The organism is Paenibacillus peoriae KCTC 3763 (genome assembly GCF_000236805.1).
Taxonomy (GTDB): Bacteria; Bacillota; Bacilli; order Paenibacillales; family Paenibacillaceae; genus Paenibacillus; species Paenibacillus peoriae.
On the sequence record NZ_AGFX01000012.1, the window covers coordinates 471,720 to 496,214 of the forward strand.

The 24,495-nt window shown below is 47.1% G+C and carries 28 protein-coding genes; all 28 read right to left on the reverse strand.

The genetic code is table 11. The annotated features are described in order from the left end of the window. Positions 1-116 precede the first annotated feature (116 nt). The 28 genes from KQI_RS0108545 to KQI_RS0108680 all read right to left on the reverse strand — a co-directional run bounded on the left by KQI_RS0108545 (position 117) and on the right by KQI_RS0108680 (position 24,490). The gene (locus KQI_RS0108545) at positions 117-764 is read right to left on the reverse strand and encodes an endolytic transglycosylase MltG (protein ID WP_010346351.1); all 648 of its coding nucleotides are present in this window, start codon (positions 762-764) and stop codon (positions 117-119) included. Beyond that, positions 761-1,393, reverse strand: a complete 633-nt coding sequence (locus KQI_RS0108550; RefSeq protein WP_010346352.1) for a hypothetical protein — start codon at positions 1,391-1,393, stop codon at positions 761-763. The genes KQI_RS0108545 and KQI_RS0108550 overlap by 4 nt, the downstream gene beginning before the upstream one ends. Before the next feature lie 42 nt (positions 1,394-1,435). Beyond that, complete coding sequence (locus tag KQI_RS0108555) at positions 1,436-1,756, reverse strand: hypothetical protein (RefSeq protein ID WP_029390084.1); 321 nt, start codon at positions 1,754-1,756, stop codon at positions 1,436-1,438. Between the two features lie 79 nt (positions 1,757-1,835). Beyond that, positions 1,836-3,245: a DUF342 domain-containing protein gene (locus tag KQI_RS0108560; protein ID WP_010346354.1), complete on the reverse strand. Its 1,410-nt coding sequence runs from the start codon at positions 3,243-3,245 to the stop codon at positions 1,836-1,838. Positions 3,246-3,289: 44 nt separating this feature from the next. Next, on the reverse strand, positions 3,290-4,078 hold the full coding sequence (locus KQI_RS0108565) for a FliA/WhiG family RNA polymerase sigma factor (protein WP_010346355.1): 789 nt from the start codon (positions 4,076-4,078) through the stop codon (positions 3,290-3,292). Positions 4,079-4,092: 14 nt separating this feature from the next. Continuing rightward, positions 4,093-4,506, reverse strand: coding sequence for a hypothetical protein (locus KQI_RS0108570; RefSeq protein WP_010346356.1), 414 nt, complete (start codon positions 4,504-4,506; stop codon positions 4,093-4,095). Positions 4,507-4,508: 2 nt separating this feature from the next. Next, positions 4,509-5,006, reverse strand: a complete 498-nt coding sequence (locus tag KQI_RS0108575; protein ID WP_010346358.1) for a chemotaxis protein CheD — start codon at positions 5,004-5,006, stop codon at positions 4,509-4,511. Further along, a complete protein-coding gene (locus tag KQI_RS0108580) occupies positions 4,999-5,625 on the reverse strand; it encodes a chemotaxis protein CheC (protein ID WP_010346360.1) in 627 nt (208 codons plus the stop codon). Before KQI_RS0108580 ends, KQI_RS0108575 begins: the two co-directional genes overlap by 8 nt. A gap of 3 nt (positions 5,626-5,628) precedes the next feature. Further along, positions 5,629-6,090, reverse strand: coding sequence for a chemotaxis protein CheW (locus KQI_RS0108585; protein WP_007430046.1), 462 nt, complete (start codon positions 6,088-6,090; stop codon positions 5,629-5,631). A 62-nt stretch (positions 6,091-6,152) separates the two neighbouring features. After that, complete coding sequence (locus KQI_RS0108590; protein WP_010346361.1) at positions 6,153-8,225, reverse strand: chemotaxis protein CheA; 2,073 nt, start codon at positions 8,223-8,225, stop codon at positions 6,153-6,155. A gap of 33 nt (positions 8,226-8,258) precedes the next feature. Further along, complete coding sequence (locus KQI_RS0108595; RefSeq protein ID WP_010346362.1) at positions 8,259-9,800, reverse strand: chemotaxis protein CheB; 1,542 nt, start codon at positions 9,798-9,800, stop codon at positions 8,259-8,261. Between the two features lie 30 nt (positions 9,801-9,830). Continuing rightward, the gene (locus tag KQI_RS0108600) at positions 9,831-10,718 is read right to left on the reverse strand and encodes a MinD/ParA family protein (protein ID WP_010346363.1); all 888 of its coding nucleotides are present in this window, start codon (positions 10,716-10,718) and stop codon (positions 9,831-9,833) included. After that, positions 10,715-12,145 (reverse strand): flagellar biosynthesis GTPase FlhF, encoded by a 1,431-nt coding sequence (gene flhF / locus KQI_RS0108605; protein WP_010346364.1) that lies wholly within the window; start codon positions 12,143-12,145, stop codon positions 10,715-10,717. Before flhF ends, KQI_RS0108600 begins: the two co-directional genes overlap by 4 nt. Beyond that, the gene (gene flhA / locus KQI_RS0108610; protein WP_010346366.1) at positions 12,142-14,175 is read right to left on the reverse strand and encodes a flagellar biosynthesis protein FlhA; all 2,034 of its coding nucleotides are present in this window, start codon (positions 14,173-14,175) and stop codon (positions 12,142-12,144) included. The genes flhF and flhA overlap by 4 nt, the downstream gene beginning before the upstream one ends. A gap of 23 nt (positions 14,176-14,198) precedes the next feature. Further along, entirely contained in the window at positions 14,199-15,311 is a 1,113-nt protein-coding gene (gene flhB, locus KQI_RS0108615) for a flagellar biosynthesis protein FlhB (protein ID WP_039774306.1), read from the reverse strand. Then, the gene (gene fliR / locus KQI_RS0108620) at positions 15,311-16,096 is read right to left on the reverse strand and encodes a flagellar biosynthetic protein FliR (protein WP_039774307.1); all 786 of its coding nucleotides are present in this window, start codon (positions 16,094-16,096) and stop codon (positions 15,311-15,313) included. Before fliR ends, flhB begins: the two co-directional genes overlap by 1 nt. 10 nt (positions 16,097-16,106) lie before the next feature. After that, positions 16,107-16,376: a flagellar biosynthesis protein FliQ gene (gene fliQ / locus KQI_RS0108625; protein ID WP_010346369.1), complete on the reverse strand. Its 270-nt coding sequence runs from the start codon at positions 16,374-16,376 to the stop codon at positions 16,107-16,109. 37 nt (positions 16,377-16,413) lie between these two features. Continuing rightward, positions 16,414-17,169 carry a flagellar type III secretion system pore protein FliP gene (gene fliP / locus KQI_RS0108630; protein ID WP_010346370.1) on the reverse strand — a complete coding sequence of 252 codons (756 nt, stop codon included), beginning with the start codon at positions 17,167-17,169 and terminating at the stop codon, positions 16,414-16,416. Beyond that, a complete protein-coding gene (locus KQI_RS0108635) occupies positions 17,166-17,699 on the reverse strand; it encodes a flagellar biosynthetic protein FliO (RefSeq protein WP_010346371.1) in 534 nt (177 codons plus the stop codon). The genes fliP and KQI_RS0108635 overlap by 4 nt, the downstream gene beginning before the upstream one ends. 12 nt (positions 17,700-17,711) lie before the next feature. Beyond that, positions 17,712-18,077 (reverse strand): response regulator, encoded by a 366-nt coding sequence (locus tag KQI_RS0108640; protein WP_010346372.1) that lies wholly within the window; start codon positions 18,075-18,077, stop codon positions 17,712-17,714. A gap of 29 nt (positions 18,078-18,106) precedes the next feature. Further along, complete coding sequence (gene fliY / locus KQI_RS0108645; protein WP_010346373.1) at positions 18,107-19,393, reverse strand: flagellar motor switch phosphatase FliY; 1,287 nt, start codon at positions 19,391-19,393, stop codon at positions 18,107-18,109. Continuing rightward, positions 19,383-20,381 carry a flagellar motor switch protein FliM gene (gene fliM / locus KQI_RS0108650; protein ID WP_010346374.1) on the reverse strand — a complete coding sequence of 333 codons (999 nt, stop codon included), beginning with the start codon at positions 20,379-20,381 and terminating at the stop codon, positions 19,383-19,385. The genes fliY and fliM overlap by 11 nt, the downstream gene beginning before the upstream one ends. Before the next feature lie 43 nt (positions 20,382-20,424). Next, on the reverse strand, positions 20,425-20,898 hold the full coding sequence (locus tag KQI_RS0108655) for a flagellar basal body-associated FliL family protein (protein ID WP_010346375.1): 474 nt from the start codon (positions 20,896-20,898) through the stop codon (positions 20,425-20,427). Continuing rightward, positions 20,895-21,119, reverse strand: a complete 225-nt coding sequence (locus KQI_RS0108660; protein WP_007430031.1) for a flagellar FlbD family protein — start codon at positions 21,117-21,119, stop codon at positions 20,895-20,897. Before KQI_RS0108660 ends, KQI_RS0108655 begins: the two co-directional genes overlap by 4 nt. Positions 21,120-21,179: 60 nt before the next feature. After that, the gene (gene flgG, locus KQI_RS0108665; protein ID WP_010346376.1) at positions 21,180-21,998 is read right to left on the reverse strand and encodes a flagellar basal body rod protein FlgG; all 819 of its coding nucleotides are present in this window, start codon (positions 21,996-21,998) and stop codon (positions 21,180-21,182) included. 104 nt (positions 21,999-22,102) lie between these two features. Next, entirely contained in the window at positions 22,103-22,483 is a 381-nt protein-coding gene (locus tag KQI_RS0108670) for a TIGR02530 family flagellar biosynthesis protein (RefSeq protein WP_010346378.1), read from the reverse strand. Further along, on the reverse strand, positions 22,480-23,013 hold the full coding sequence (locus KQI_RS0108675; protein ID WP_010346379.1) for a flagellar hook capping FlgD N-terminal domain-containing protein: 534 nt from the start codon (positions 23,011-23,013) through the stop codon (positions 22,480-22,482). Before KQI_RS0108675 ends, KQI_RS0108670 begins: the two co-directional genes overlap by 4 nt. 19 nt (positions 23,014-23,032) lie before the next feature. Further along, the gene (locus tag KQI_RS0108680; protein WP_010346380.1) at positions 23,033-24,490 is read right to left on the reverse strand and encodes a flagellar hook-length control protein FliK; all 1,458 of its coding nucleotides are present in this window, start codon (positions 24,488-24,490) and stop codon (positions 23,033-23,035) included. Positions 24,491-24,495: the final 5 nt, after the last annotated feature.

Here is a 24,495-nt window from a genome sequence, read left to right on the forward strand (position 1 = left end):
TTGCATCGTTGCAACCAACTTTTCGACAATCATTGAATCCGTGCACAAAGTAACTGGGTGCTTCCGTCTGTCGAGCTTTTAAGAAAAGATAAAGAGCCGTCCACTTCCCGTACTGGTCAGTTGGACGGCTTCTTTGTAATTTTAGTAATGATAGAACCGAAATCCTCACCTTTGACGAACTGATAGGTACCGGTACGAATTTTGGTATTGATTTTTTGAGCATTAGCCGCTGCCTCAAACGCCTTGGCATCTGAAACAACGCCCGTCTTCTGCAAGCCGGATGCCACACTTCTCAAATTACTTCCCGATACAATACTATATTGCACTTGCGGAGTAGCAGGCTGCTTAGGGGCAGCTGGAGTATTCTCAGTACCGGATTCTTTCACTTTCGGATTATCCGGTTTTTTCGGTATAGACGTACTGCTCGCAGGCTTAGAAGCAGTCGAAGGTTTGCTGCTCGCGGGTGCCTTTGGTGCTGATGGCGTTTGGGCTGGTTTTGCCTTTTGAGGTGCAGTCGGTGTTTTGCTGCCTTCCTTAATCACCTTATTCCGCCATTCCTCTTCTGTCATCTTCGGATCAGAAGGGTCACTGATCTGAAGATTTAATCCAGCTGCTGCCTTCTCCAATTGCTCACGGGTCATGTTTTTCGGGTCTATTGAGGATGGCTGTGATTGTCCCTGACCAATCATCGCCAGTTGCAGCAGCAATGCGCCTGTTACAAGTCCGGTACCCATGCCTAGCATAAATGAACGATTTTTGATCAATTCAGATCCTCCCGTTCTGCCAGTTGCAATATGAGCTGTACCTCGCCCCGCTGGATACCTGATTGCTTGGCTATATAATCCACCGATTTCCCCTGCTCATAGAGCGCAAACAGCTCTTGATATCGATCACGGATGGTTTCTGGCATCTGTTCGGTTTCAGGCTCTTGCAACGCCGGCTGCTCATCCCCAGCTACGATGAGAGCGTCCGAAACAGGATGCTCTTCTTGTAAGGGCATTGCGGATTGCGGTCTGTGAAATTGGCCATAAGCAGCCGCTGCCTGTTGAGAAATACCTGTATGGCGTATTCCCCCAGATGTAGTCTCCACTTGCGCAGAGGCCGCAGCAAGCACAGTCTGTCGCTCAAGCTCGACGATGCGGTTTCGCAGCTCAGCTACCTGCTCCTGTAATGCCGTCTGCTTAACTGCGTGTTCCTGCTTCATACCAGATACGAGTTCAATCAGCTCGTCATTATCGCTTTCAATATCGGCCATGTATTGCTCCAGTGTGGCCTCGACCTTTTGGACGACGGCCTCTTCTGTTCCCCGTTCCGGCTGACGCTTAGGCAGCAGCCAGGCGTAGACAACAGCTGCAACGCCCAGCAGAACAATATAAATCCATGGTTGGTCCACTGCCCATCGTCTCCTTTAATTATGCTCCTCCATTTGTTGTAATCAGAGCGAAAAATCAATATGGTGTCCCTTATACGGATGCTCTGCTGGATGCTCTTTAGGCGGCTCGTTCTCACCAGATTGGGAACGACTCTGCTGTGAAGATTCCCTGCCCTGAGCTCCTGTTTGCCGTTCATCGACAAATGCTTCTGCAGACTCATCTATCGCACTGCTTCGCTGACGCAAGTTCTCCGTCTCCAGCGCGTTCTTTTGTCCTAGCAGTGCTTGGTCATTCATCGGCCGCTGATGGAAATCACTTTGGTATCTACCTGCTTCACTGGTACGAGGTACGGCAATTTGCAATTCAACAGCTTTCAAGCTCATTGGACCACGCCCTTTCCGATTGAGCATCCGTGTATGTCTTCCGAGGAATACAATGTTGAGTTAGAATCCGTATACCAAATTATACATAAGAGGACATGCTGATGTCTCCCTCATGATAATAAAACGCCATTCTTTCCACTGAATCTTTAATAAATTTCGTATATCTGCCGATAACTATTTTAGAGCCGCCGTAAATTATATTTTTTACTTCTACCCGTGCACGGCTCGTATCTTCCAATGTTCGTTCAATTTCCAGCATCCTGGACTTGGTTTCCAAAAGCTCTTGCTCATTAGATTTTTTAGTAGATGTCAGCTTGATTCGCATGGCCATTCTTTCCGGTGCAAGCTGTCCACTAGCAGCAAGCTGATCCAATATAGTAAGGGCCTTATTGGTTTTATCCTGACTGTCTGTCTGCTCCTTCAAACGTGCGCGCAGCTTTGTCAGCTCATCACGCAGTTCCGGAAGCACGCCCACTTCGATAATGGTCGCTGTGGACATCGTGTTACCGATGGTACGAGCCACTACCTTTTCACCTGCTTGTACATTGCCACCCACGATGAGTCCTTTTGTCCCCTCGCAGATTACATTTTTGCTCGCTTTAATCTGGGAATGCATAATGCTTTGGGATACGAGAATATCGCCTCCCGCAATGACGTTACCATCCTGTATAAAGGAGCATTTCACATTTTGCGCTGCTTTCACATAGCCCTTATGGTATCCAATAATGCCGCCACTGATTTCCACCGAACCTTCCGCTTCCAGTTCAGCACCTTCCACACCACCGATAACACGGATGTCACCAGCAGCCCGAATACGAAAACCTGTCAATACATTTCCACGAATGACGACGGTTCCAACAAAATCAATGTTACCAACACTATAATCGACGTCTCCGTTTACTTCATATACAGGGAATACATTAAGCTTGCCCTTTTCAGTTGTAGTCACCAATCCATCAATAGCCGCATACATCGCAATGCCTTCTGGATGAACCACTACATTTTTTCCAATCTTAAAGCGGGCCTCTCTACCCGGAAGAAAAGGAATTTCCTCCCCAGTTACTGCAATACCCGCTTCACCCGGCAGAGGCTCAACCCGTTCGGCAATCAGCTGTCCACGCTTTACATTTCGCAAACGAGTTAATTCTTTATAGTCCACCCGGCCATCAGCTGTTTCGAGCGGCTTATGTGTATAATCTCCGGTCACGATTTCGGCCAGATTAATTTTTCCGTCTTTGCCATGGATCGGCTGCTTTCCCTGAGCAATCAATAATTTGGTGAAGAAATGATCTTCCGGACGTGCCACAAATGTATGAATCGCATCAGTAATTAAACCATAAGATATTTTCTGGCTGCTCAGAAAACGCTCTAGTTCTTCCACAGAACAGTTAAAGCCTTCTTCACGTTTGGCAAACTCCAAATAGGCGGTTTGTTTGTCAGGTGAGACAACCACTTTTAAAAACTGGTCCAAAGCATATTGCTTCTCCACAAGGGTGCTCCTTCCGTTTAACTGTTACTGTAACCTCCCGTACGTTAATCTTTACGCATTAACAAATCCCGTTGTTTGTCCAATGTCGCTCTCAGGCGTAATATAGCCTTGGAATGCAACTGTGAAATTCTCGAAGGAGAAAGCGACATGACCTCAGCAATTTCACTGAGCGACAAATCCTCGTAATACAATAAAGAAACAACGATACGCTCTTTTTCAGTCAATTTGTCAATGCCTTGTGCAAGGGCATCGCGAAGTGTAAACTCATTGACTTTATGATCCGGATTTTTCGCCTTCTCGTCCACCAAAAGGGAAAGCCGTGTTTCCGACTCTTCTTCGCGGATCGGGTCCTCCAGTGAGACGATCGACATAACAGCGACTTCCTGAATCATATTTTGAAACTCTTTCTCGGAGACGTCCAAATAATGGCTCATCTCTTCATCGCTAACCGTACGCAAATACCTCTGTTCCAAATGCTGGTAGGCATCTTCAATTTTTTTTGCTTTTTCCCTAACTGAACGAGGAACCCAATCCCCTTGACGAAGACCATCCAAAATCGCTCCACGAACACGCCAAGAAGCATAAGTCTCAAACTGTAAACCACGTCCATAGTCAAATTTCTCCAAAGCATCAATCAAACCCATGACACCGTTACTCGCCAAGTCGTCTTTGGATACATTTTTAGGTAAGCCTACTGCAAGCCGACCCGACACATACTCCACAATATGAAGATAATTTTCAATTAACTGCTTTTTTGCTTCCTTGTCACCGTGTTCTTTCCATTGCTCCCACAGCTCGGAATGGTTTAAATGAGCGGCTTTTCGCTCGTTCATCGGCTTCACCCTCCTTATTTGTCTGTCAGGTGACGAACGGCCTTGGCCAATTCTTCAGGGTCCTTGTTGGAAACCAGCTTAGGCGGGTTTAAAGGTGCGAAACCAGGATCTCCCCCGTCCGTCTGCTCTGGCTTCGGCTTCAGTAATTCATTCAGATTTTCATTTTCGTCTGGTGTCGTCAGGTCCAGATTCTCACCTACGCCATCTACCTGAGAACTTGCCCGGCTTTGGGCATTCCCCAGATCTGGCCGCGCTACAACACCAAGTGTCCAGCGCAGCACAAATGCAAGTAGGAACCAAAAAACGAAGGCGATCAAGCCACGAATTAAGCTCGTGGTCAGCAGATTGCTGCCAACGGACAACACAAAAGTCAGACAAAATCCGACTACTCCAGACCAAAGATTAATGCGTAAGCTGCCAAATAACATGATTATAATTCCTTTACACCTTTTTGTACGCTTCGAATATTCAAAACGCCAGTTTCACTGTCCAACTCAATCGTTCGTCCATAATTACCGCCAGTATCCTCCGCAATCAAAGGAATACCAAGATCTACGAGCATTTCCTTACATGATTCTACGTTGCGCGGACCAATCCGCATGGTATCTCCACTACCGGCAAAGGCGAACATCTGCGCTCCGCCTGCCATTTTGGCAATCAGTCTGCGGCGTTCGGCTCCTAATTTCAGCATCCGCTCAAATAGCTCCGGCAACGCTGTATCCGCGTATTTAGCAATGTTCAATTGCCCTTCACGAGCAATATCCGAGGACGGTAGCATCACGTGTGCCATGCCTGCCAGTTTCAAATGAGGGTCGTAGAGGGTCAATCCGACGCAGGAGCCAAGTCCTGTCGTGCGAATCGAATTCGGATTGCTGGTTACATTTAAGTCTGCCATGCCGACTTTAATGATGCTTTTATCCTCAATCATCGTTCATCGGGACTCCTAACGACCTAAAAATTTTCCCGAACGATTCTGGATCAGGAATAAGGAAAAATTGACCCTCAATCTGATTCTGTCCTTCCAGAAACGATGTGTCAATCAATAAAGCCGCATCCCCCATTTGCCCAAATTGGAGCAGTCCATAGCTGAGAATTGCTCCCGCCATATCCAAAGCCAGTGCAGGGACTGTCGGATACATAGACAAACGTGTGAAATCCGCCAGCGAGGACAGGTATGAGCCCGCTAAAATATTTCCCATTTCGGATAGGGCTGAATGCTCCATTTCGTTAAAGCTGTCTTCGTCATCTGAAGGAATGTTCGCCAGACGGGACAGTAGACTTTTTGCCGCTTGAGGCTGCAATATAAAAAATAGATTACCTGGTGCTTCCCCTTCGACCCTAAAAAACACTGCAACAACAAGTTGCTCATCTCCACCGACTTTATCGGCAATTTCCTCAAAGGGCAGCATCTGTACTTTGGGCACACCCATATCAATCGGTTTATTGAGAAGCCGGGAGAGCGCTGTAGCAGCGTTCCCCGAGCCAATGTTGCCAACCTCTTTCAAAACATCCAACTTGAAGTCTTCGAGGTTCCTAAGATTCTCCATAAATTAGTCCTCTAAACCTTCCAGTTGGTTCATTTCACTTCGATTCAGGACTTCGGACAAATTCAGCATGATCAACAGACGCTCTTCACCGATTTTAGCAACTCCACGAAGGTATTTGGCCTTGACTCCGCCAATCACTTCCGGTGGTGTCTCGATGTTGTCGGTATTCAGATCAATAACGTCATTCGCCGAATCAACGATAAAGCCGACTTGCATCTCACCTACTGCAACGATAATGATACGGGTTTGATCCGTATATTCAGCTTCAGGCAATCCAAAGCGGCCGCGAAGATCAATAACCGGGATGACTACGCCTCTCATGTTGAATACGCCTTTAACAAAATCGTATGTTCTCGGAACCCGTGTAATCGGCACCATGCGTTCAATAGATTGGACTTTTTCTACTTCGACACCGTATTCCTCTTCACCAAGCTTGAATACGATAACTTTAATTTCTTCTCCCATGTCTAAAAACCCTCCTTATTAATGTCAGCAATCTCACATTTCTTTCATTTTTAATGAAGACATTATTTAATGAAAACGTTCGGGTCAATGATCAAAGCAACCTGACCGTCACCCAAAATCGTGGCGCCTGAAATTCCTTGAATGTTTGGAAGGTACTTGCCCAAATTTTTAAGGACAATTTCACTTTGCCCCAAAAAGTCCTGCACAGAAAGTGCTGCCAGACGGTCTCCCTTGCGGATTACCACGACCTCAGTCTCTTCTTCTTCATCTTCATTGAAGTCCGGTACCTCAAACAGCTGGCTCAAGGAGATAAGCGGGATATGGGAATCGCGGAAAGCGATCATTTTATTGCCATGTACCGAACGAATTTGTGTCCGTTTGACGATCGCGGTCTCCACAATGGAGGACAAAGGAATTGCATATTTTTCAGAGCCAATCTGTATCATCATCGCTGCAATAATGGACAGGGTCAGTGGCAATTGTACAGAGAAGTTGGTGCCTTTCCCCAAGGTGGAGTGAACGGTAACATTGCCACCCAAAGCGGTAATTTTGGATTTAACAACATCCAGACCTACACCGCGTCCTGATACGTCGGAAATAACCGCCGCTGTACTAAAGCCTGGAGCAAACAGTACCTGATAGGCTTCCTCGTCGGTCATGACGGCTGCCTGCTCTTCTGTCAAAATCCCTTTGGAAATAGCGCTGTTCAGTACCTTCTCACGATTAATGCCGTTCCCGTCATCCTCGATCTCGATAAATACGTTGTTTCCGCTATGGAAGGCACGCAATTGCACCGTTCCTGTCTCTGGTTTGCCAGCGGCAATACGGTCGGCTACTGACTCAATTCCATGATCCACGGAGTTACGGAGCAAATGCACCAGAGGATCGCCAATTTCGTCGATAACGGTGCGGTCCATTTCAGTTTCTGCACCAGTAATAACCAGATCCAGTTTTTTATCCAGTGATTTGGCCAGATCGCGTACCATGCGTGGAAAACGGTTGAAAACAGTGTCGACCGGAACCATCCGCAATTTAAGCACAACATTTTGCAAATCGCTGCTCACACGGCTCATGTGCTCTACCGTTTCAGTCAGTGCCTGATTGGAAGCTTCACTTGCCAACTGCTCCAACCGTACCCGGTCAATGAGCAGCTCACTGAATAAATTCATCAATACGTCCAGACGTTCAATATCTACACGAATAGTACGGTTATGTGTAGGTGCAGCAGCCTTGACTGCTGGTGCTTTAGCCGCAGCTGGAGACTGCGGCTGGGATGGAGCTGATGGTTGTACGGCAACAGCCTCCTGCACCGCAGCAGCCTCTGCCACTCCGGCAGTAACTTCACTCATTTGTTTAAGAGATTCCTGATCCAGCTGTGTTACGGAGACAGTTTCGATTTCGGAAATACCCGCGATTTCCTTTTCCAGCTCCCCGACTTCTTTCTGCGTTATGTAATATAACGAGAAGCTTTGTTCAAATTTCTCCTGCTCAATATCCTGTACGGACGGATAAGCTTTCACGATTTCACCGGAGTTTTCCAGCGTGTTGAATACCATAAAAGCACGTGCCGCCTTCAGCTGGCTATCTGAGCTGATTGTCACTTGAATATAGTGAACACGATGCCCCTCGGAAATAGATTGCTCCAGTACGGAATACTGGAATTGATCCAGAACAAGCCCAGCACTGCTATCGCTACTGTCCGCTTTTTTAGCTGGAGCTCCCTCAGAAGCAACAGCGGTACCGGACTTTTGGAAATCACCGCTCACAATGGATTGCAGTGAAGCTACAATGGAGGAAACATCCGCTTTTCCATCACCGCCCTCCGTAATGTTCTGCACCATGGACTCCAGAGCATCCAATCCCTTGAATAAGGTATCGAATATAAATTCATGCATCGCCAGCTTGTTGTTACGTACCAGATCAAGGACGTTTTCCATTTGGTGAGTGAGCGACGCCAGGTCTTCAAAACCCATCGTAGCAGCCATTCCTTTGAGAGTATGGGCAGAACGGAAAATCACCTGAACGATGCCTAGATCTGTAGGGTTGCTTTCCAGTTGAAGCATATTTTCGTTAAGAGATTGCAGATGATCATTCGACTCATCAATAAACATGTTTAAATATTGGTTCATGTCCATTGTGAGACACCTCCTCCATGAGTTACACTCCGATTATTTCACAACTTGTACAAGCTTGGGGGCGATCTCCTGCATAGGCAGAAGGTGACGCACACATTTTAACTCTACTGCTGAGCGGGGCATTCCGTACACGACACAAGTTTCCTCATTTTCAGCAAATGTGGACTGTACCCCGGCATCATAAAGCTTTTTCATCATTTTAGCTCCGTCGCTTCCCATGCCAGTCAACAACACTAGATGCCGTTCCAGCGAGGTTAACGGGAGCAAGGATTCGAACATCGTATCTACAGAAGGACGGTGACCATTACGGGCTTCTTCCGTCTTCAGTGAAACGGTGTATTTACCGCCCGCTCCTGGCACAACTCTTAACTGATATCCTCCTGGAGCGATGTAGGCGGTACCGGTTTCGAGCGTCATTCCCTGCTCTGCCTCCACTACTCGGAGAGGGCTCAATGTGTTCAGACGTTGTGCCAGCGAGCGAGTAAAGTTAGGAGGCATATGTTGAACGATGACGATGGGGGCGGGAAAATCCCCAGGAATGCGCTCCAGTAACGTCTTCAGCGCCCGCGGGCCACCTGTAGAGCATCCGACCGCTACCAGCTTGCGAAAGTTGGATGTATGCACACCTTTTTTAAAAGACAGCCCCTTAGGTGGAGTCGGATTTGAAGGTGCCGCTATCGGAGGCATAGCCGTCGAAGGAGTGGAAGACGCCGATGAAGCTACGGTCTTCCTGGGCTCCGGCTTAACCAGTCCTGCCTTGTCCGTACCCTGCAGCGATTTGGCAGCAGCCGTACCGGAAATATTCAGTTTCCTATTCATTCGTTCCGTACCATTGGACGGTTCCTGCTTCGGCTGCGCAGCAGGTGCTTTCGCTGGCTTGCTCGGCTGAGCCGAGGACTGATTTTTGCGCTCACCAGTCACAGATGTTTCTGACTGCTCCCGCTTTGTTTTTGGCTTGGCAGCAGCCTGAACGGGTTTGCCGGCATCTCGCTTCGGCTGCGCCGATGTAGCAGGTGGAGAAACTGGAGGAGTAATATGGGTCTTCTCTATTGGTGCTTCCACTCGTTTCTCTATCACAGCCTGTCCCTCTGGAGGGTTTTCCAGTGGCGTTTTATTTTCTTGCTCCAGTGCTGCTTTGCGCTCATTCGCTTCCTTACGCTCCATACGGCTGCGCACTGCTTGCATAGCGGTATGCATCTGCTCCAGCAGCGCCTTGCTTACCTGCCCAATGTCTTGCGCATGAGATATGGATGGCTTTCTTATAAAATCGAAAGCTCCTGCCTCTAGAGCCATGATGGTCTCCTTCATGCCTTGCTCATTAATGCCAGACAACATAATGACAGGTAACGGATGGGCTGCCATAATCAGTGGCAATGCTTCAAGCCCATTCATTTCAGGCATTTCGACATCCAGGGTAACCAGATCCGGCTGTAACTCCTTCACTTTCTCTACAGCCTCTTTGCCGTTGGCAGCTGTACCTACGATGGTGAACGACTCATCCCTTACAATTAAATCTGAAATAATTTTGCGCATAAAGGCCGAATCATCTACAACCAGCACCCGGTAAGCACACATGTTAAACACCTCTGTTTCCTCTCATCAAAATCAATGTACAGAACGTCGCAGCCATTTTTGCATAAAACCTTTAATTCCGCTCAATGTACTAGATTGCGGAGCCTGCGGCATTGCTGCAAAACGGTGAGCCAGATTCAATACATCTCTGGAGGCCGCACATCCCGGAAAGGCAACCCAAAAAGGTACTTGCCTTTTGACTGCCTGCATGACATGAGTATCATCACTGATATGTCCAAGCAACGGGATATCGATCTCCAAAAAGCGTCTCGCAACAAGTGCAATCTTATCGGCAACTTGACGGGCCTCATTATCGTTATCGGCACGATTGACTATAATTTTGAATACCGTATTCTTTTGAAACCCGCTCACGACTTTGATAAGCGCATAAGCATCTGTTAAGGACGTCGGTTCCGGTGTGGTTACAACCATACATTCGTCAGCTGAAGTGATGAATTTAAGGTTTTCTTTGGACAAACCTGCACCTGTGTCAAACAAAATATAATCCATATTTGCTGCCATTTTCTCCACTTCATCGGCAAAATAATTCAGATCATCATCTGATAGCGAAAACAGCTCACTCAAGCCCGATCCTCCGGCAATATAAGGCAGACCACCTACACCTGTCTGAATAATTTCATCAATTGATTTTTCACGTTTTAGCAGGTGAAGAAGATTGTATTGTGAGTTGGCCCCCATCAACACATCAATGTTGGCCATACCAATATCAGCGTCAAATACAAGTACCCTTCGACCAAGGGATTGCAGGGCCAAAGCAAAGTTGAGCGTGAAATTGGATTTGCCTACCCCGCCTTTACCGCTGGTGACCGTTACAATTTTCGCCTGGCGATCACGTGGGGGCAATCGGAATTTATCCAAGGCTGAAACCATCTGTCTAAGTGATTGGGCTTGGTCACTCATATCAAATCTCCGCTATCTCCTGATAATACTTTGGCTCCAAGCAGCATGCTTGTTACCATTTCTGTATCTGGATGAAGAAGATCGTCAGGAACATTTTGTCCGTTAGTGATATAAGCCAGCTGCATCGGGAAATGATGCAATAGATTAAACATCCCTCCACAGCTTCCTGTCTCATCCATCTTTGTAAATACAACCTTGCCAAGACCGAACTTACTGAAATGGCCGGTGATATTGAGCATATCCTTGCTTTTGGACGTCATGCTGAGCACCAGATACGTCTCACTTTCCTTAATAGGTGAAAGCAGGCTCTGCAATTCGGAAACCAGCAGCTCATTCCGATAGTTTCGTCCTGCAGTATCCATAAGGATCAGGTCACAATGCTCCAGACGCTGAATGGCTCTGTGAACATCCCCGGGAGATTGCACAACCTCAAGCGGTACATTCAAAATCGTAGCATATGTACGCAGTTGCTCAACGGCTGAAATGCGATACGTATCAGAAGTAATAAATCCAACCTTGCGATGATGCTTAAACAACTGCTCTGCTGCCAGCTTGGCAATGGTCGTCGTTTTCCCTACCCCCGTAGGGCCTGCCACATACACGATTTTGGTATCTTTTGAGATGCCTTTGTCCAGTCTTGTCCGAATAAATTCGGCTACTTCTGCACGAAGGGCTTGTTCCCAATCAAAAGTCTCAGGAGCAGAAGTGTGCTCACTACGTCGCTCATATACTCGTTCGAGCCAATACTCCAGCAGATCACGCTCCACTTCCTGTTCCAACAATCGTTCACAAATCTCTTGCAGTGGCTCCGGCCAAGTACTTTCCAGCGAGGAGTTGCGGGAAAAGCGAGTCATCATCGCTTTCATTTCCCGTAATTCATTGAGCAGGGCCTTATTTTCCGCTGCGTTGCTCTTGTCTGGAACCCTTGATTCCATTGGTTGCCTCAATAGTTCATTGGACTTTTCCATGTTCGAAAATAAGGCTTCATTCGTCAGGAGTTGAGCTATTGCTTCCGGACTATTATCAGACCCGGCTGATGAATGCTCTGAGGCTGATGCCGTTTGTTCCAAGCCGACTGTTAAATCAGCCATTCCCTCTCCGGAACCGCCCGTCATCTGCGTTACACGTCGGTAAGCTTCTGGAGCGGCTTGTCTGGGAACTACAGGCGCCGATGGCACCTCCGGCTGCTCAGGTTCCTTTGCTATAGGAAAAGACTGTTGTCGTGGTGTTCCAATCCGCTGAGGCTTTTGAGGTTGCTTCTCTTCTACCGCAGCGACCACTTCGATTTTCTTTTTACTGAACATCCCCATAAAACCGCCAGCCTTGATTTCCTTCGTGCTTAAAATGACGGCATCTGTTCCTAAGTCACCCCTGATTTGCAGCATGGCTTCCGGCATGGTATCCACCACATATCGTTTCACTCTCATAAGTTCACCACCCCGACACTTTGAATTTCAACGTTCGGCTCCAGTTCACTATACGACAGCACCGGGACATCCTGCATTGTCCGTTCCATCACTTGCCGCAAATACATGCGAATCGTCGGTGACGTTAGTACGATCGGCTGCTGTCCGGATTGAATGAGACGATTGATTTGCTCCATCATCTTCTGGTACACGGTTTGCGTTGACACCGGATCAAGGGCCAAATAGCTTCCTTGCTCCGACTGTTGCACACTTTCAGCAATTTTCTTCTCCAGTCCCGGTCCTACGGTAATGACACGCAATGTCTCACCTTGCTGAGCAAACTGCTGTGTGATCTGACGGGACAACGCCTGGCGTACATATTCAGTCAGCACATCGGGATCTTTTGTGTAAGTACCGTAATCAGCCAATGTTTCGAAAATAGTAACCATATCCCGTATTGAAATTTTTTCCTTCAACAGCTTGGCCAATACTTTTTGTACATCTCCAATTGCCAGCACGGAAGGAATAAGGTCGTCCACGAGCACTGGATAATTTTCTTTGAGATTGTCGACCAACGAACGTGTTTCCTGTCTGCCAAGCAACTCATGAGCATGTTTCTTGATCGTTTCCGTTAAGTGAGTAGCTACGACTGAAGGTGGATCAACTACGGTATAGCCTGATAGTTCCGCAACATCCTTGGTGTTCTCATCAATCCAGAGCGCAGGCAACCCGAAAGCTGGTTCTGTCGTTTCGATCCCTGTAATGGAATCGTCGTCGTATCCCGGGCTCATAGCGAGATAATGATTCAACAGCAATTCTCCGCCGCCTACCGTATTTCCTTTAATTTTAATTACATATTCGTTAGGCTTGAGTTGAATGTTATCTCGTATACGAATGACCGGTACAACCAAACCCAACTCCAGGGCGCATTGACGACGAATCATGATAATCCGATCCAGCAAATCCCCGCCCTGCTGTGTATCGGCCAGTGGAATCAGCCCGTACCCGAACTCAAACTCGATCGGATCAACCTGAAGCAAATTAATGACACTTTCCGGACTGCGTACCTCTTCAATTTGTTGTTCCTCTTCCAGCTGTTCTTCGGCTATTTGCTTGCGTTCCATATTGCCCTGCATCCTGCGGGCCGCGAAAAATAGCAGAACGGCCAGCGGAAGAGTTGTAATGATATGAATTGGCGTGAAAAAGCCCAATAATGCAATCGTGACAGCCACAATGTAGATCAATTTTGGATAAGAGAAAAGCTGTCCGGTCAGGTCCTCCGCCAGGTTTCCATCCGATGTAGCTCGCGTAACAATCAAGCCTGACGCTGTGGATATGAGCAGTGCAGGAATCTGGCTAACCAGTCCATCACCGATGGTGAGAACAGAATAAGTCGACAGTGCTTCTTGAAATCCCTTTCCTTGAACGGCCATACCAATGATAAAACCGCCAACCAGGTTAATAATCAAAATGATAATACTGGCGATGGCATCACCTTTAACGAATTTACTCGCACCATCCATCGCTCCGTAAAAATCCGCTTCACGTTCGATTTTGCTGCGCCGCTCACGGGCTTGCTGCTCGTTGATCAGACCAGCATTGAGATCAGCATCAATACTCATTTGTTTACCCGGCATCGCATCCAATGTAAAGCGTGCGCCAACCTCAGCAACCCGCTCAGAGCCCTTGGTGATAACGATAAACTGCACGACCACGAGAATCAGGAAGACCACAAAACCGACTGCAATTTGTCCGCCTGCAATCCAGCTACCAAATGTAGCCACTACTTCCCCTGCATGTCCCTCACCTAAAATGAGTTTGGTCGTGGAAATGTTAAGCGCCAAACGGAACAATGTGGTGATAAGCAGCAATGAAGGAAAAATAGAGAATTGTAAAGCTTCCTTCGTGTTCATAGAAACAAGTAGAATCATCAAAGCAATAGATATATTGATGACGAGTAAAATATCGAGCAGCCATGAAGGGATCGGGAGAATCATCATTAGAACGATGCCGATGACGCCTGCAAGGACAGTTATTTCTTTCATTTTCATGGGTCTCTAGGCCTCCGATCCCTTTATTTCACTTTACCTTTTAATTTATATACATACGCCAGCACTTCGGCAACGGCCTGAAACAGGTCAGCTGGTATCGCATCCCCGATTTCGGCTCTTTGAAACAGCGCCCGCGCCAGCGGCTTGTTTTCCATCGTTATAACACCGCTTTGCTTGGCAATTTCCTTAATTCGGAGTGCTACGTAATCTTGCCCTTTCGCAATAATCTGAGGGGCTTCCATCTCCGATCCGTCATATTTCAAAGCCACAGCAAAGTGCGTAGGGTTGGTGATGATGACATCTGCATTAGGAACTTCCTGCATCATACGCTGCATGGCCATACGGCGCTGCCGTTCGCGGATTTTCCCTTTGATCAGCGGGTCACCCTCCATTTTCTTGTACTCATCCTTGATGTCCTGTTTGGACATTCTCAGGTTTTTCTCATGTTCATAGCGTTGATAAATATAGTCCAATACCGCTAAGATGAACAGCACCACACCAATTTTAAGCCCCAGTTCCATCGTTAATGAAGCCGTGAAGCTCAACATTTGATCACCGGACATTTCAGCCAGTTTGGGCAGGTCGGCCTTTGTTTTCCAAAGTGCGCTGTACACCAGATAACCAATCACGGTCATCTTTAAAACTGATTTCAGGAATTCGACCAATGACCTCATGGAAAAAATATTTTTGAATCCTTTAATCGGATCAATCTTGCTAAACTTGGGCGTGATGCCCTCTCCGGTTAATAAAAAACCGATCTGCATGTAATTCGCCGCTATCCCGATGACAATAGCCCCAATAAAAATAGGAGCCAGCATAATGATGATTTGCACGCCATACTCACCCATCATCAGCAGCGTTGTGTTTGGTGTTACCTCCATATTGAGGCGATTCATAAATATATCCTGAAACAAGCGAACCGCATGATCCTTAAAATACCCGCCGAAAATCATAAGGCAAAAAAACGTAGCCAGCAGGACACCAGAGGCGGGCAACTCCATGCTTTTGGCAACCTGCCCTTTTTGTCTTGCATCCTGTTTCTTTTTGGGTGTAGCTTTTTCCGTTTTTTCCCCTGAGAACAACTGCAGGTTCATAGCATATTTAAATGACAAACTACGTTCCTCCAGACCAGACATTAAGGACGGGTGCCCATAATATCCAATAAGTTGCGCATGGATTCGAACATCACAGAAAACATTTTTTCGAATATAAAAGCAAAACTTGGCATGAGAAGCAGTAACATGAACAATCCCACAATAATTTTAAGCGGTACACCAATGACAAAAATGTTAAACTGAGGCGCTGTTTTTGCCAAAAAGCCAAGTCCCACATCCGTTAGAAAAGTAGCCACTACAATGGGAGCAGCAATTTGGAAGGCCAGCAAAAATGATTCCGCAAAGGAACGTACCAGGAATTCAGTTACACTGCCGCCATACAGTTTCACAAAAAAATCGTTTGTCAGCGGTACCCAATCATAGCTATATAAGATTGCATTCAGCAGGTGATGGTGCCCATTGATACTTAAAAAGAACAACACAGCTATGGCAAACTTGAAATTCCCTGTTAAAGGCGTTGAAGCCCCTGTCATGGGATCAAACACGCTGGCCATCCCAAAACCTACCTGTAGATCAATAAATGAACCTGCGGTCTGGATCGCTGTCATAAACAAATATGCAGTAAACCCCAACAGCAACCCAATCAGCACTTCACGACCTACTAACAGCACATATGCAACATCGGTCGGTACCTGTTGATGTGCACCGTATGTAAGATACACGACCAAAGCCAGAAATCCTGAAATCCCAACCTTATAGATATTAGGTACTCCTCGGGTTGAAAAGATAGGCGCTACTACAAAAAACGAGGCAATCCGACAAAAAATCAGCAAAAAAACAGGAAAACTCTGTAACACCATGTTCATAGCTTTCAGCCTAACCTATATATTTGTACAAATTGTCCAGAATGTTATACGTAAAGTCCACTAATGTGGTCAATATCCAAGGTCCGAACAAAAGCAACGCCAGCAATACGGCGACAATCTTCGGAACAAAGGCCAGTGTCTGCTCCTGAATTTGGGTTGTCGCCTGAAAAATGCTGATAATCAAACCTACGACTAGCCCCAAAATCAGCATCGGAGCGCTCACCTTGAGTACAGTGTACACCGCTTGTCCAGCCAGGGAAATAATAAACTCCGAAGTCATTGCCGTCCTCCTTGATTGCTGTCCTTGCAGGAAATATTCATGTGTTAAAACTCAGAAGCAATGATTTGACGACCAAATACCAGCCATCTACAAGCACAAAAAGCAGTATCTTAAAAGGAAGTGAAATCATTACAGGCGGCAGCATCATCATCCCCATAGCCATGAGTGTACTCGACACCACAATGTCTATGACTAAAAATGGTATGAAAACCATAAAACCCATCTGAAATGCTGTTTTCAACTCACTGATTGCATAAGCCGGGACCATCACCGTTAATGGAATTTCCTGATAATTTTTTGGTTTTTCCATCTTGGTGTACTTCATAAAGAGCAGTAGATCCTTCTCACGCGTATGAGAGAACATAAAAGTCTTGATCGGTACCGATGCCTTGTCCAGCGCCTGGGACTGTGTTATATCCCCCTTGAGATATGGCTGGAGCGCAGTTTCGTTCATAGCTGAGAATGTCGGGGCCATAATGAATAAAGTGAGAAACAAAGCCAGTCCGACAAGCACCTGATTGGGCGGCATCTGCTGTGTCCCCAGCGAGGTCCGCACAAAGCCGAGCACGATCACAATTCGCGTAAAACTTGTCATAAGCACGAGCAACGCCGGCGCTACACTAATGACCGTTATAAGTAAAATAATAGACAGCGAGGTGGCACCGGGCTGTCCTTTGTCCGAATTGCCGACTTGAATATCAATGTTCGGAATCGGTTCTGCAGAGGCCGCCGTCACCGAAATGAAGCTGAACAAGACAAGCAGCAAACATGCTAGTATAATCTTTTTTCTCATGAATCTCCCGACCGATCTGTAGTATTCTCCTCATTGCGCAGCTTTTCAAGTTTATCCTTGCGATTTGGCATCTGCCGAAGCTTGGATTCAAACATCTCGTGAAACGACGTTTCTTCTTCAGACTGCTGCTGTACCGCGTTGTTCCGACGAAGCTTATCCGCAATTTTAGCGAACAGCGGGGCAATTGGGCCGCGCTGCAGAGAAGCTTCCTGCTCCAGTGCGGCCAAAATTTGCTCCACTTCTTCAGGATCGGATACTTTGTCAACAAGCCGGATATCTTCTCCCACACCAATGAGGTACACACTGCTACCAACTTCAACAAGCTGAAGGGATTTATTGGGGCCCAGCCCCACGCCTCCCAGTATGCGAACGGAGCGGTTGCTGAACCAGCTCTGATTTCTTTTGCTCAAAAACCGTATCAAGTACACGATCAGTACGATGATCAAGATTAGCACGAAAAGGACCCAGGCGATGTTGCCTATATTGCTGGATGTACTCAATGCGTCAGAGGCACCCTGTTTTGTATCCATACCGGGTGCGCCTTAGACACCCAGAGTTTTGTTTATGGCTTCGATAACCCGATCCGATTGGAAAGGCTTAACGATAAAATCTTTTGCGCCAGCTTGAATAGCATCAATAACCATGGCTTGCTGTCCCATCGCAGAACACATAATAACCTTTGCGTTGGCGTCAATTTGTTTGATTTCCTTCAGAGCGGCAATGCCGTCCATTTCGGGCATCGTAATATCCATCGTAATCAGGTCCGGACGAAGCTCCTTGAATTTTTCAATCGCCTGTGATCCGTCCTGGGCCTCTCCTACTACTTCAAATCCATTTTTGGACAGGATGTCCCGAATCATCATTCTCATAAATGCAGCATCGTCCACGATCAAAATACGGTTTGCCATCTGAAATAAATCCTCCCTAAATTATGCTATTATTGTAATTTTTGAATACGGTCCCATTGGCTTACAATATCTGTTACACGCACGCCAAAGTTCTCGTCGATCACGACAACCTCGCCCTTAGCAATCAGTTTATTGTTAACTAGGATGTCGACCGGCTCCCCGGCAAGTTTGTCCAGTTCAATAATTGAACCTTGTGAGAGCTCCAGAATATCTTTAATTTGCTTTTGGGTCCTTCCTAATTCTACGGTGACTCTAAGGGGAATGTCCATCAATAAATTTAAATTGTTTTCATCGACTTGCGCAAATGCACCAGACTGCAGGTTAGAAAATTGTACAGGCTGCACATTTACATTACGTCCCGGTACTGCACCGTAGTGATGAGGTGTCCCATAAGGAGCTTGCGGCGGTACACCAGCTGGCATTCCATAATCCGGTGATCCATAGCCTGAAGCCGCTGGCTGTCCATATCCCGGGTCTTGAGGATATGCTGGCTGCTGCTGTCCGTAGCCTGCATTCTGTGGCGCCTGAGCGGCTACAGGCGGCTGCTGCGGAGCCTTGGCTTGTTGCGGCACTTCCGGAGCCGCTGTTGCAGCTGCCTGCTGTGCTGAGGTTTGCGGCTGCTCTTCGTCCTCTCCGCCATTCATCAGGATGCTTACCATTTTTTTGGCGAAGTTTACAGGTAACAGCTGCATCAATGTAGAGTCAATGAGTTCACCGATCAATAAACGGAAGGATACTGTGACAAGCGTCTCTTCAGCCGGCAAGCTGGATACTCCATCTCCGTGCATCGGGTCTAAAATATCAATCCCCGGTGGAGAGATATTCACAAAACGGTTAAACATGGTAGACATCGAGGTTGCCGACGAGCCCATCATCTGGTTCATCGCTTCCTGCACGGCACTGATATGAATTTCATTTAATTCTTCATCTGCCGGATTTCCTTCACCACCAAGCATTAAGTCCGCAATAACCTGCGCATCGCGCTTTTTGATTACGAGCGAGTTAATACCTTCAAATCCATCGACGTAATTCACATGTACTGCTACGTGCGGCTTTGGAAATGCGGTTTCAAATTCAGAACGGGTAATAATTGAAACCTTTGGTGTCGTAATGTCCACCTTCTGACCCAGCAGTGTGGAAAGAGCCGTCGCTGCGCTGCCGAACGTTATATTACCGATTTCCCCGAGAGCATCCTGCTCCAGAGAAGTCAGAAAATCGTCAACGGTCTTGCCTGCGGGAGTAGAATCCGTCCCCGCTTCAGACTGTTTCAGCAAGGCATCGATTTCCTCCTGGGACAAATAGTCTTTACTCGTCAATTTCTTCAACTCCTTCGTCGACAATTTCATCAATTTGTACGGCAACACGATCTCTGACCATGCCGGGACTTCCCATAAACTTCAATTTCTCGCCTATCCGGATGGACAGTCCTTCCTTGACAGGTTTGTTCAATGAAATGACATCCCCAACCGAAAGGCCTAGAAACTCAGCCACATTTATCCGGGACTCACCTAGCTCGGCAACAATAGGAAGCTCTGCCTTGGTGACCCGTAATCTCAAGGCGTCAATCTCTTCAGGCGCCCTTGATTTCTTTTGGGATGTAAACCACTGGTGCGTGGACAGTCTAGCCATAATGGGCTCTAATACCACGTGCGGGATACAGAGGTTAATCATCCCCGTGGTATCACCAATTTTGGTACTGAGCGAAATCAGAGCAATCGTTTCATTCGGCGAAACAATCTGCATAAACTGTGGATTGGTTTCCATCGCCTCCAGACGCGGTTCAATGTCCAATACCGTTTTCCAAGCCTCTTGCAGGCTATCAAAGGTACGACTGAAGATCCGCTCCATGATTGTCGTCTCGATTTCTGTCAACGCGCTAACCTTGGGCGGCGCTGAGCCTGTTCCTCCGAGAAGCCTATCCAGCATGGCATAAGCTACATTCGGGTGAACCTCAAGCACCATTCGGCCTTCCAACGGTTCAGCTTCAAAAATGTTCAGAATAGTCATTTTTGGAATGGAGCGAATGAATTCATCATAAGGAAGCTGCTCCACCTGAACGACATTAATTTGGACAAATGTACGAAGCTGAGCTGAAAAATAAGTAGTCAGATATCGAGCAAAATTTTCGTGTATCCGCGTCAGACTCCGAATATGATCCTTGGAAAAACGAAGCGCCCTTTTGAAATCATAAGCGCGAACTTTCTTTTGGGTATCTTCCTTTTTAAGTTCTTCCGCATCCATTTCACCGGACGAAAGAGCTGCTAAAAGGGCATCAATTTCCCCTTGTGACAGTACATCCACCAATGTTATTCACCCCCTTACGTGTTCCTGACAAGTTCACCTGGAATCAAATGGCTGCCAGCAAAAAGTCTGTAATTTTGGCGTTCCCCAGGTGACCTTCAGGGAGCGACTTGTTGATGAGATCCGTCAGCTTGTCACTGAATTGGCTACGGCCTTTAGCCGTTCTGAGCTCATCAGGTTTGGTGTCTGCAAGTAATTGAATAACAATCGGCTTAATACTAATGTCTTTGATTTTTTCAAAAGCTTCTTTTGCTTTGGCATCGTTTAATTGGAAAGAAAGATTCATCTGTACAATGTAATCGGCGTCCGCTAAATTCGTTTTAATACCGGTAATTTCAGAACTCACTTCCACCAGTTCATCTGCTGACAATCTTGGAAGCTGTTCTGCTTGAACGGCTTGCGCATTCGGAGTGACTTCCGACTTCTTCCCGCTAAGCGCTGGTATAAGTACAAAGGCCGCGCCTGCAATCAAAGTAATCGCGAGTAAAATTGTAATGAGCCATGGCAGCATCTTCTTCATTCGTCTTCCTCCATTTGTTGCACTTTTATCGTGGCGGCATGGATGCCGATTTCACGGCTGTAATCCTTGATCAAGGAGACGACATCTGCCGCTTTTTCCAATACAATCAACCGTTTCCCCGTCACCAAAGTGACGTATGTATCCGGTGTTTCCTCCACAGTCTCAATGAGCAGCGCATTAAGCCACATAGGCGAGCCGTTCAGCCGCGTCAACGGGATCATCGTAACACCAACCTCCTGATAGGTGCGGAGGAGACTCTACTCCTCCGCGTTTAAATGAGATTATCGTTTCAAGTTTACAACTTCCTGAAGCACTTCATCCGAAGTCGTAATGATACGTGAGTTCGCTTGGAAAGCACGCTGAGCTACGATCATTTCGGTAAACTCACCAGTCAGATCAACGTTGGACATTTCCAGCTGACCGGCGACGATGGCGCCTGTGCCAGCATCTGTACTGTTTGCTTCCATTGGATTAACTGCACCTTCTTCACCGGAGTTAACGGTTGCTCGGTACAAGCTCCCCCCGATCTTTTCCAAACCCTCAGGATTGATGACTTTAGTTACCCCGATTTTAGTTTGATTGTCTACAGTGCCATCCGACAACTGCTGGACAATCGTTCCATCCTGAGAAATAGAAAAGGCGGTAGTTAAATCGTTCAACTGAATGGGAGTCCCCCCGCCTGAATCTGCGACGAATAGCCCGTCTGATGTAACCAACTGTCGATTTCCGTCAACATGAAAATCTCCAGCACGTGTCAAATATGGAACTTCTTGGTCCCCTGTCATTTTGACCAGAAAAAAACCATCACCATTAATTCGCAAGTCCGTTGGATTGTTCGTTGTCATGGCACTTCCTGGCAAATGAAGCGTGTCAATTGAGCTTACAGTCGACCCTAATCCAACTTGCTTAGCGTTAATACCCCCGGCCGCGTCTCCGGGTGCGCTTGCCCCCGAACTTGTTTGGCTCAAAATATCTTTGAACATCACCCGGCCGGATTTGAAGCCTGTAGTATTTACGTTGGCAATGTTGTTACCGATAACGTCCAGCTTTGTTTGAAAGCCCTTCATGCCCGATACACCTGAATACATTGATCTCAACATTGAGTATAAATCCTCCTCTGTTTGGTTGCTTCGTTAACCGCATCAGTCGATCTGCGGCTTTTTCATGGCTTTCCTGTTCGGGCCAGCCACTTCGTATACAATTTTTATGAAATAATTACGGCACTGTCTATTTGCGTAAATACGTTATCCTCCATGGACTGCTTGTCCATTGCTGTAACTACTGTCCGGTTAGGCACACTTACAATCAAAGCCATATCCTGCATTAAAATCAATGATTCCTTGGCACCTTTGGCAGCCGCCTTATCGACAGCGGAGTTAATCTTCTCCATCTGATCGCTTCTCAACTCTATTCCTCGCTGCTCCAGCCGCTTGGCCGCATGATTGCTCAGCCTGAGAACCTGTTCCTGCAGCACCTGATCGAATGGTTTGGCATCCTTCGGCACTGGATTAGTCCGGTTTTGCGGAATCGCTGCCGGAGGAACATTGGCGGGAAAAAGGCGTCCAACCGTTATTCTGTTATTCATGAGTTCTCACCACTTCCAGTAGAGGAAGAAGGTGTTGTATCTGACGTTTCTGTTGCAGGAGCCGTTGAGTTAGGCTGGCTTACTGAAGTAACATCTTTTAATGCTACCTCGGACGATCCCATTTTGGCATACTGCACACCGTCGCGAATAATGATAGAATCTACAATTCCACTTTTCACCGTTCCTGCGGCTGTTTCACCCGTCAGGGGATCTTTTTTACCTGCCTCAATCCAGCTAGCTTCCTTCCCTATCAATCCGGAGGCAGTGCCCAAAGACTGTCCCAATGCAGTCAACTGCGTAGAAATGTTCATCAGTTGCTCCACCGAAGAAAACTGGGCCATTTGAGCGATAAATTCTTTATCCTCCAAAGGCTGCATCGGGTCCTGATTTTGCAGCTGGGTGATCAAAATTTTCAAAAATTGATCCTTACCCATTGTTTTGGTATCCTTGGCACTTGCTGTTTTGACATTATTCACATTGTAATTCGGCCAGACGTTACTGGTGGATACATTGTTGTCTGTAGTCGTCATAGTGTTCTCACCTCCATCATTACGCTTGTGCTGTAAAGGAACCTGTCCGATTCACATCATCTGCGCGTTGTTCTGCTGTCCAGTTGCGCAGCTCTTCTGCCATTTCGGCTACCTTCAAAGCATCCTCGTTCTCTTCTCTACTTTGAGCTTTGGAACGCTGGTTGGATTGCTGTTGTTGATTAGCACCGGAGCCACGGCCATCCTGATACATATGGGAGGAAAGTGATTCATTATGCGTTACTTCCACCTTATCAACCTGAATACCCTGGCTTTGCAGGCTGGCACGCAGCTGCGACATTTGCTGTTCCAGCAAATCTTTCGCTCCGCTATGCTCGGTCATGAACTGGGCGACCAGATGACCATTCTGCATCGTCAGCTTAACTTCCAGCTGGCCCAGATGTTCAGGACGAAGCATGATCGTAGCTTCCGTTAAACCGGAATGCTTTACAATATCAAGCTTCTGCACTACAAATTCAGTCATTTCCTTGGCAAATTGTCGTACATGCACGACAGGTTGGGCCGGAGCCGAAGGGGCTGTTCCTTGCGTCTGTACCGAAAGCTGTCCTGCAGTCGTGATCACTGGAGTCTGATTGTCAGTTGCTGCCGGGTCCACTTGCTCAGTTGCGTCTACGAATGCACTAGTTTCATCCGTTACAGTCGCTTTAACTGCAGATTGAACATGCAGATTAGTGGATGAACGTTGTCCTTCTGAGCCTTGTTGACTCGTTCCACCTTGACTCGCTTGCTGCTCAGGAGCAACAACCTGTTTGCCTGTAGAAGCTACAGTCAATGTCTGAGTACCATTAGCGCGATTTGTAGAAGGCTGAGCAGCTTGTGAATTCCCAGCATCAGCGAGTTCCACAGCTTTTATCACACCATTCCACTGCTCATCGGAAATAGTTCCCGTACCGGCTGTCACGCTTTGAAGCGATTGTAGCAGCTGTGTCACCTGGGACTTTTGTTCTCCTGAAGCCTGCTCTGCTACATTAACAAGCTGTGACAAAGCGTCCTGCAATGCAAATCGAAGAGTAGCCGGATTAGCTGCCAAAGCCGTTAAGCCTGTTGCCTCTGTCGTTTCTCCACCATCTGACTGTTGATTAGCTCCGCCGCCTTGCAAAAACTGTTGAACTTGCTGAACCCATGATTGCAAAGCTGCAAGCAGAGCAGGATCAGCAGCTACCTGGTCATCCAGTTTCTCAAGATTTTGCAGCAAAGGAGTCAATGTTTCGATAAGCGGCTCGGATGGAGCTTCCGCAGATTCTCCGGCTGCAATAAGTGGAAGTACCATAACTAATGGAGAACCGTTAGCATCTGCCCCGGCTGAGCCCGTTTGCCCGCCTGTCATCATTTGCGTTAGTGTTTGATTAAACGCACCGTTTGCTGCTCCGGCTGCTGCTGTATTCGTTGTTGATGCTGACGTCGTGCTACCCGCTGTCTGACTGGAACTAAGAGATACACTTTGAGAAATAAGGGTCATTTATT

Excerpts from the sequence above, each read along its gene's own strand:
- KQI_RS0108595 (WP_010346362.1), bottom strand. The coding sequence starts at position 9,800 with ATGTGTGCTTACCGGGTGCTGGTTGTAGATGATTCGGCCTTTATGCGC.
- KQI_RS0108565 (WP_010346355.1), bottom strand. The coding sequence starts at position 4,078 with ATGAACGAGCGAAAAGCCGCTCATTTAAACCATTCCGAGCTGTGGGAG.
- flgG (WP_010346376.1), bottom strand. The coding sequence starts at position 21,998 with ATGTTGAGATCAATGTATTCAGGTGTATCGGGCATGAAGGGCTTTCAA.
- KQI_RS0108590 (WP_010346361.1), bottom strand. The coding sequence starts at position 8,225 with ATGGACATGAACCAATATTTAAACATGTTTATTGATGAGTCGAATGAT.
- KQI_RS0108660 (WP_007430031.1), bottom strand. The coding sequence starts at position 21,119 with ATGATCCCGTTGACGCGGCTGAACGGCTCGCCTATGTGGCTTAATGCG.
- KQI_RS0108570 (WP_010346356.1), bottom strand. The coding sequence starts at position 4,506 with ATGTTATTTGGCAGCTTACGCATTAATCTTTGGTCTGGAGTAGTCGGA.
- KQI_RS0108585 (WP_007430046.1), bottom strand. The coding sequence starts at position 6,090 with ATGGGAGAAGAAATTAAAGTTATCGTATTCAAGCTTGGTGAAGAGGAA.
- fliR (WP_039774307.1), bottom strand. The coding sequence starts at position 16,096 with ATGAACATGGTGTTACAGAGTTTTCCTGTTTTTTTGCTGATTTTTTGT.
- flhB (WP_039774306.1), bottom strand. The coding sequence starts at position 15,311 with ATGTCTGGTCTGGAGGAACGTAGTTTGTCATTTAAATATGCTATGAAC.
- KQI_RS0108675 (WP_010346379.1), bottom strand. The coding sequence starts at position 23,013 with ATGACGACTACAGACAACAATGTATCCACCAGTAACGTCTGGCCGAAT.
- flhA (WP_010346366.1), bottom strand. The coding sequence starts at position 14,175 with ATGAAAATGAAAGAAATAACTGTCCTTGCAGGCGTCATCGGCATCGTT.
- fliQ (WP_010346369.1), bottom strand. The coding sequence starts at position 16,376 with ATGACTTCGGAGTTTATTATTTCCCTGGCTGGACAAGCGGTGTACACT.
- KQI_RS0108575 (WP_010346358.1), bottom strand. The coding sequence starts at position 5,006 with ATGATTGAGGATAAAAGCATCATTAAAGTCGGCATGGCAGACTTAAAT.
- fliP (WP_010346370.1), bottom strand. The coding sequence starts at position 17,169 with ATGAGAAAAAAGATTATACTAGCATGTTTGCTGCTTGTCTTGTTCAGC.
- KQI_RS0108600 (WP_010346363.1), bottom strand. The coding sequence starts at position 10,718 with ATGAGTGACCAAGCCCAATCACTTAGACAGATGGTTTCAGCCTTGGAT.
- KQI_RS0108655 (WP_010346375.1), bottom strand. The coding sequence starts at position 20,898 with ATGAAGAAGATGCTGCCATGGCTCATTACAATTTTACTCGCGATTACT.
- KQI_RS0108680 (WP_010346380.1), bottom strand. The coding sequence starts at position 24,490 with ATGACCCTTATTTCTCAAAGTGTATCTCTTAGTTCCAGTCAGACAGCG.
- KQI_RS0108635 (WP_010346371.1), bottom strand. The coding sequence starts at position 17,699 with ATGGATACAAAACAGGGTGCCTCTGACGCATTGAGTACATCCAGCAAT.
- KQI_RS0108555 (WP_029390084.1), bottom strand. The coding sequence starts at position 1,756 with ATGAGCTTGAAAGCTGTTGAATTGCAAATTGCCGTACCTCGTACCAGT.
- flhF (WP_010346364.1), bottom strand. The coding sequence starts at position 12,145 with ATGAGAGTGAAACGATATGTGGTGGATACCATGCCGGAAGCCATGCTG.
- KQI_RS0108640 (WP_010346372.1), bottom strand. The coding sequence starts at position 18,077 with ATGGCAAACCGTATTTTGATCGTGGACGATGCTGCATTTATGAGAATG.
- KQI_RS0108580 (WP_010346360.1), bottom strand. The coding sequence starts at position 5,625 with ATGGAGAATCTTAGGAACCTCGAAGACTTCAAGTTGGATGTTTTGAAA.
- KQI_RS0108670 (WP_010346378.1), bottom strand. The coding sequence starts at position 22,483 with ATGAATAACAGAATAACGGTTGGACGCCTTTTTCCCGCCAATGTTCCT.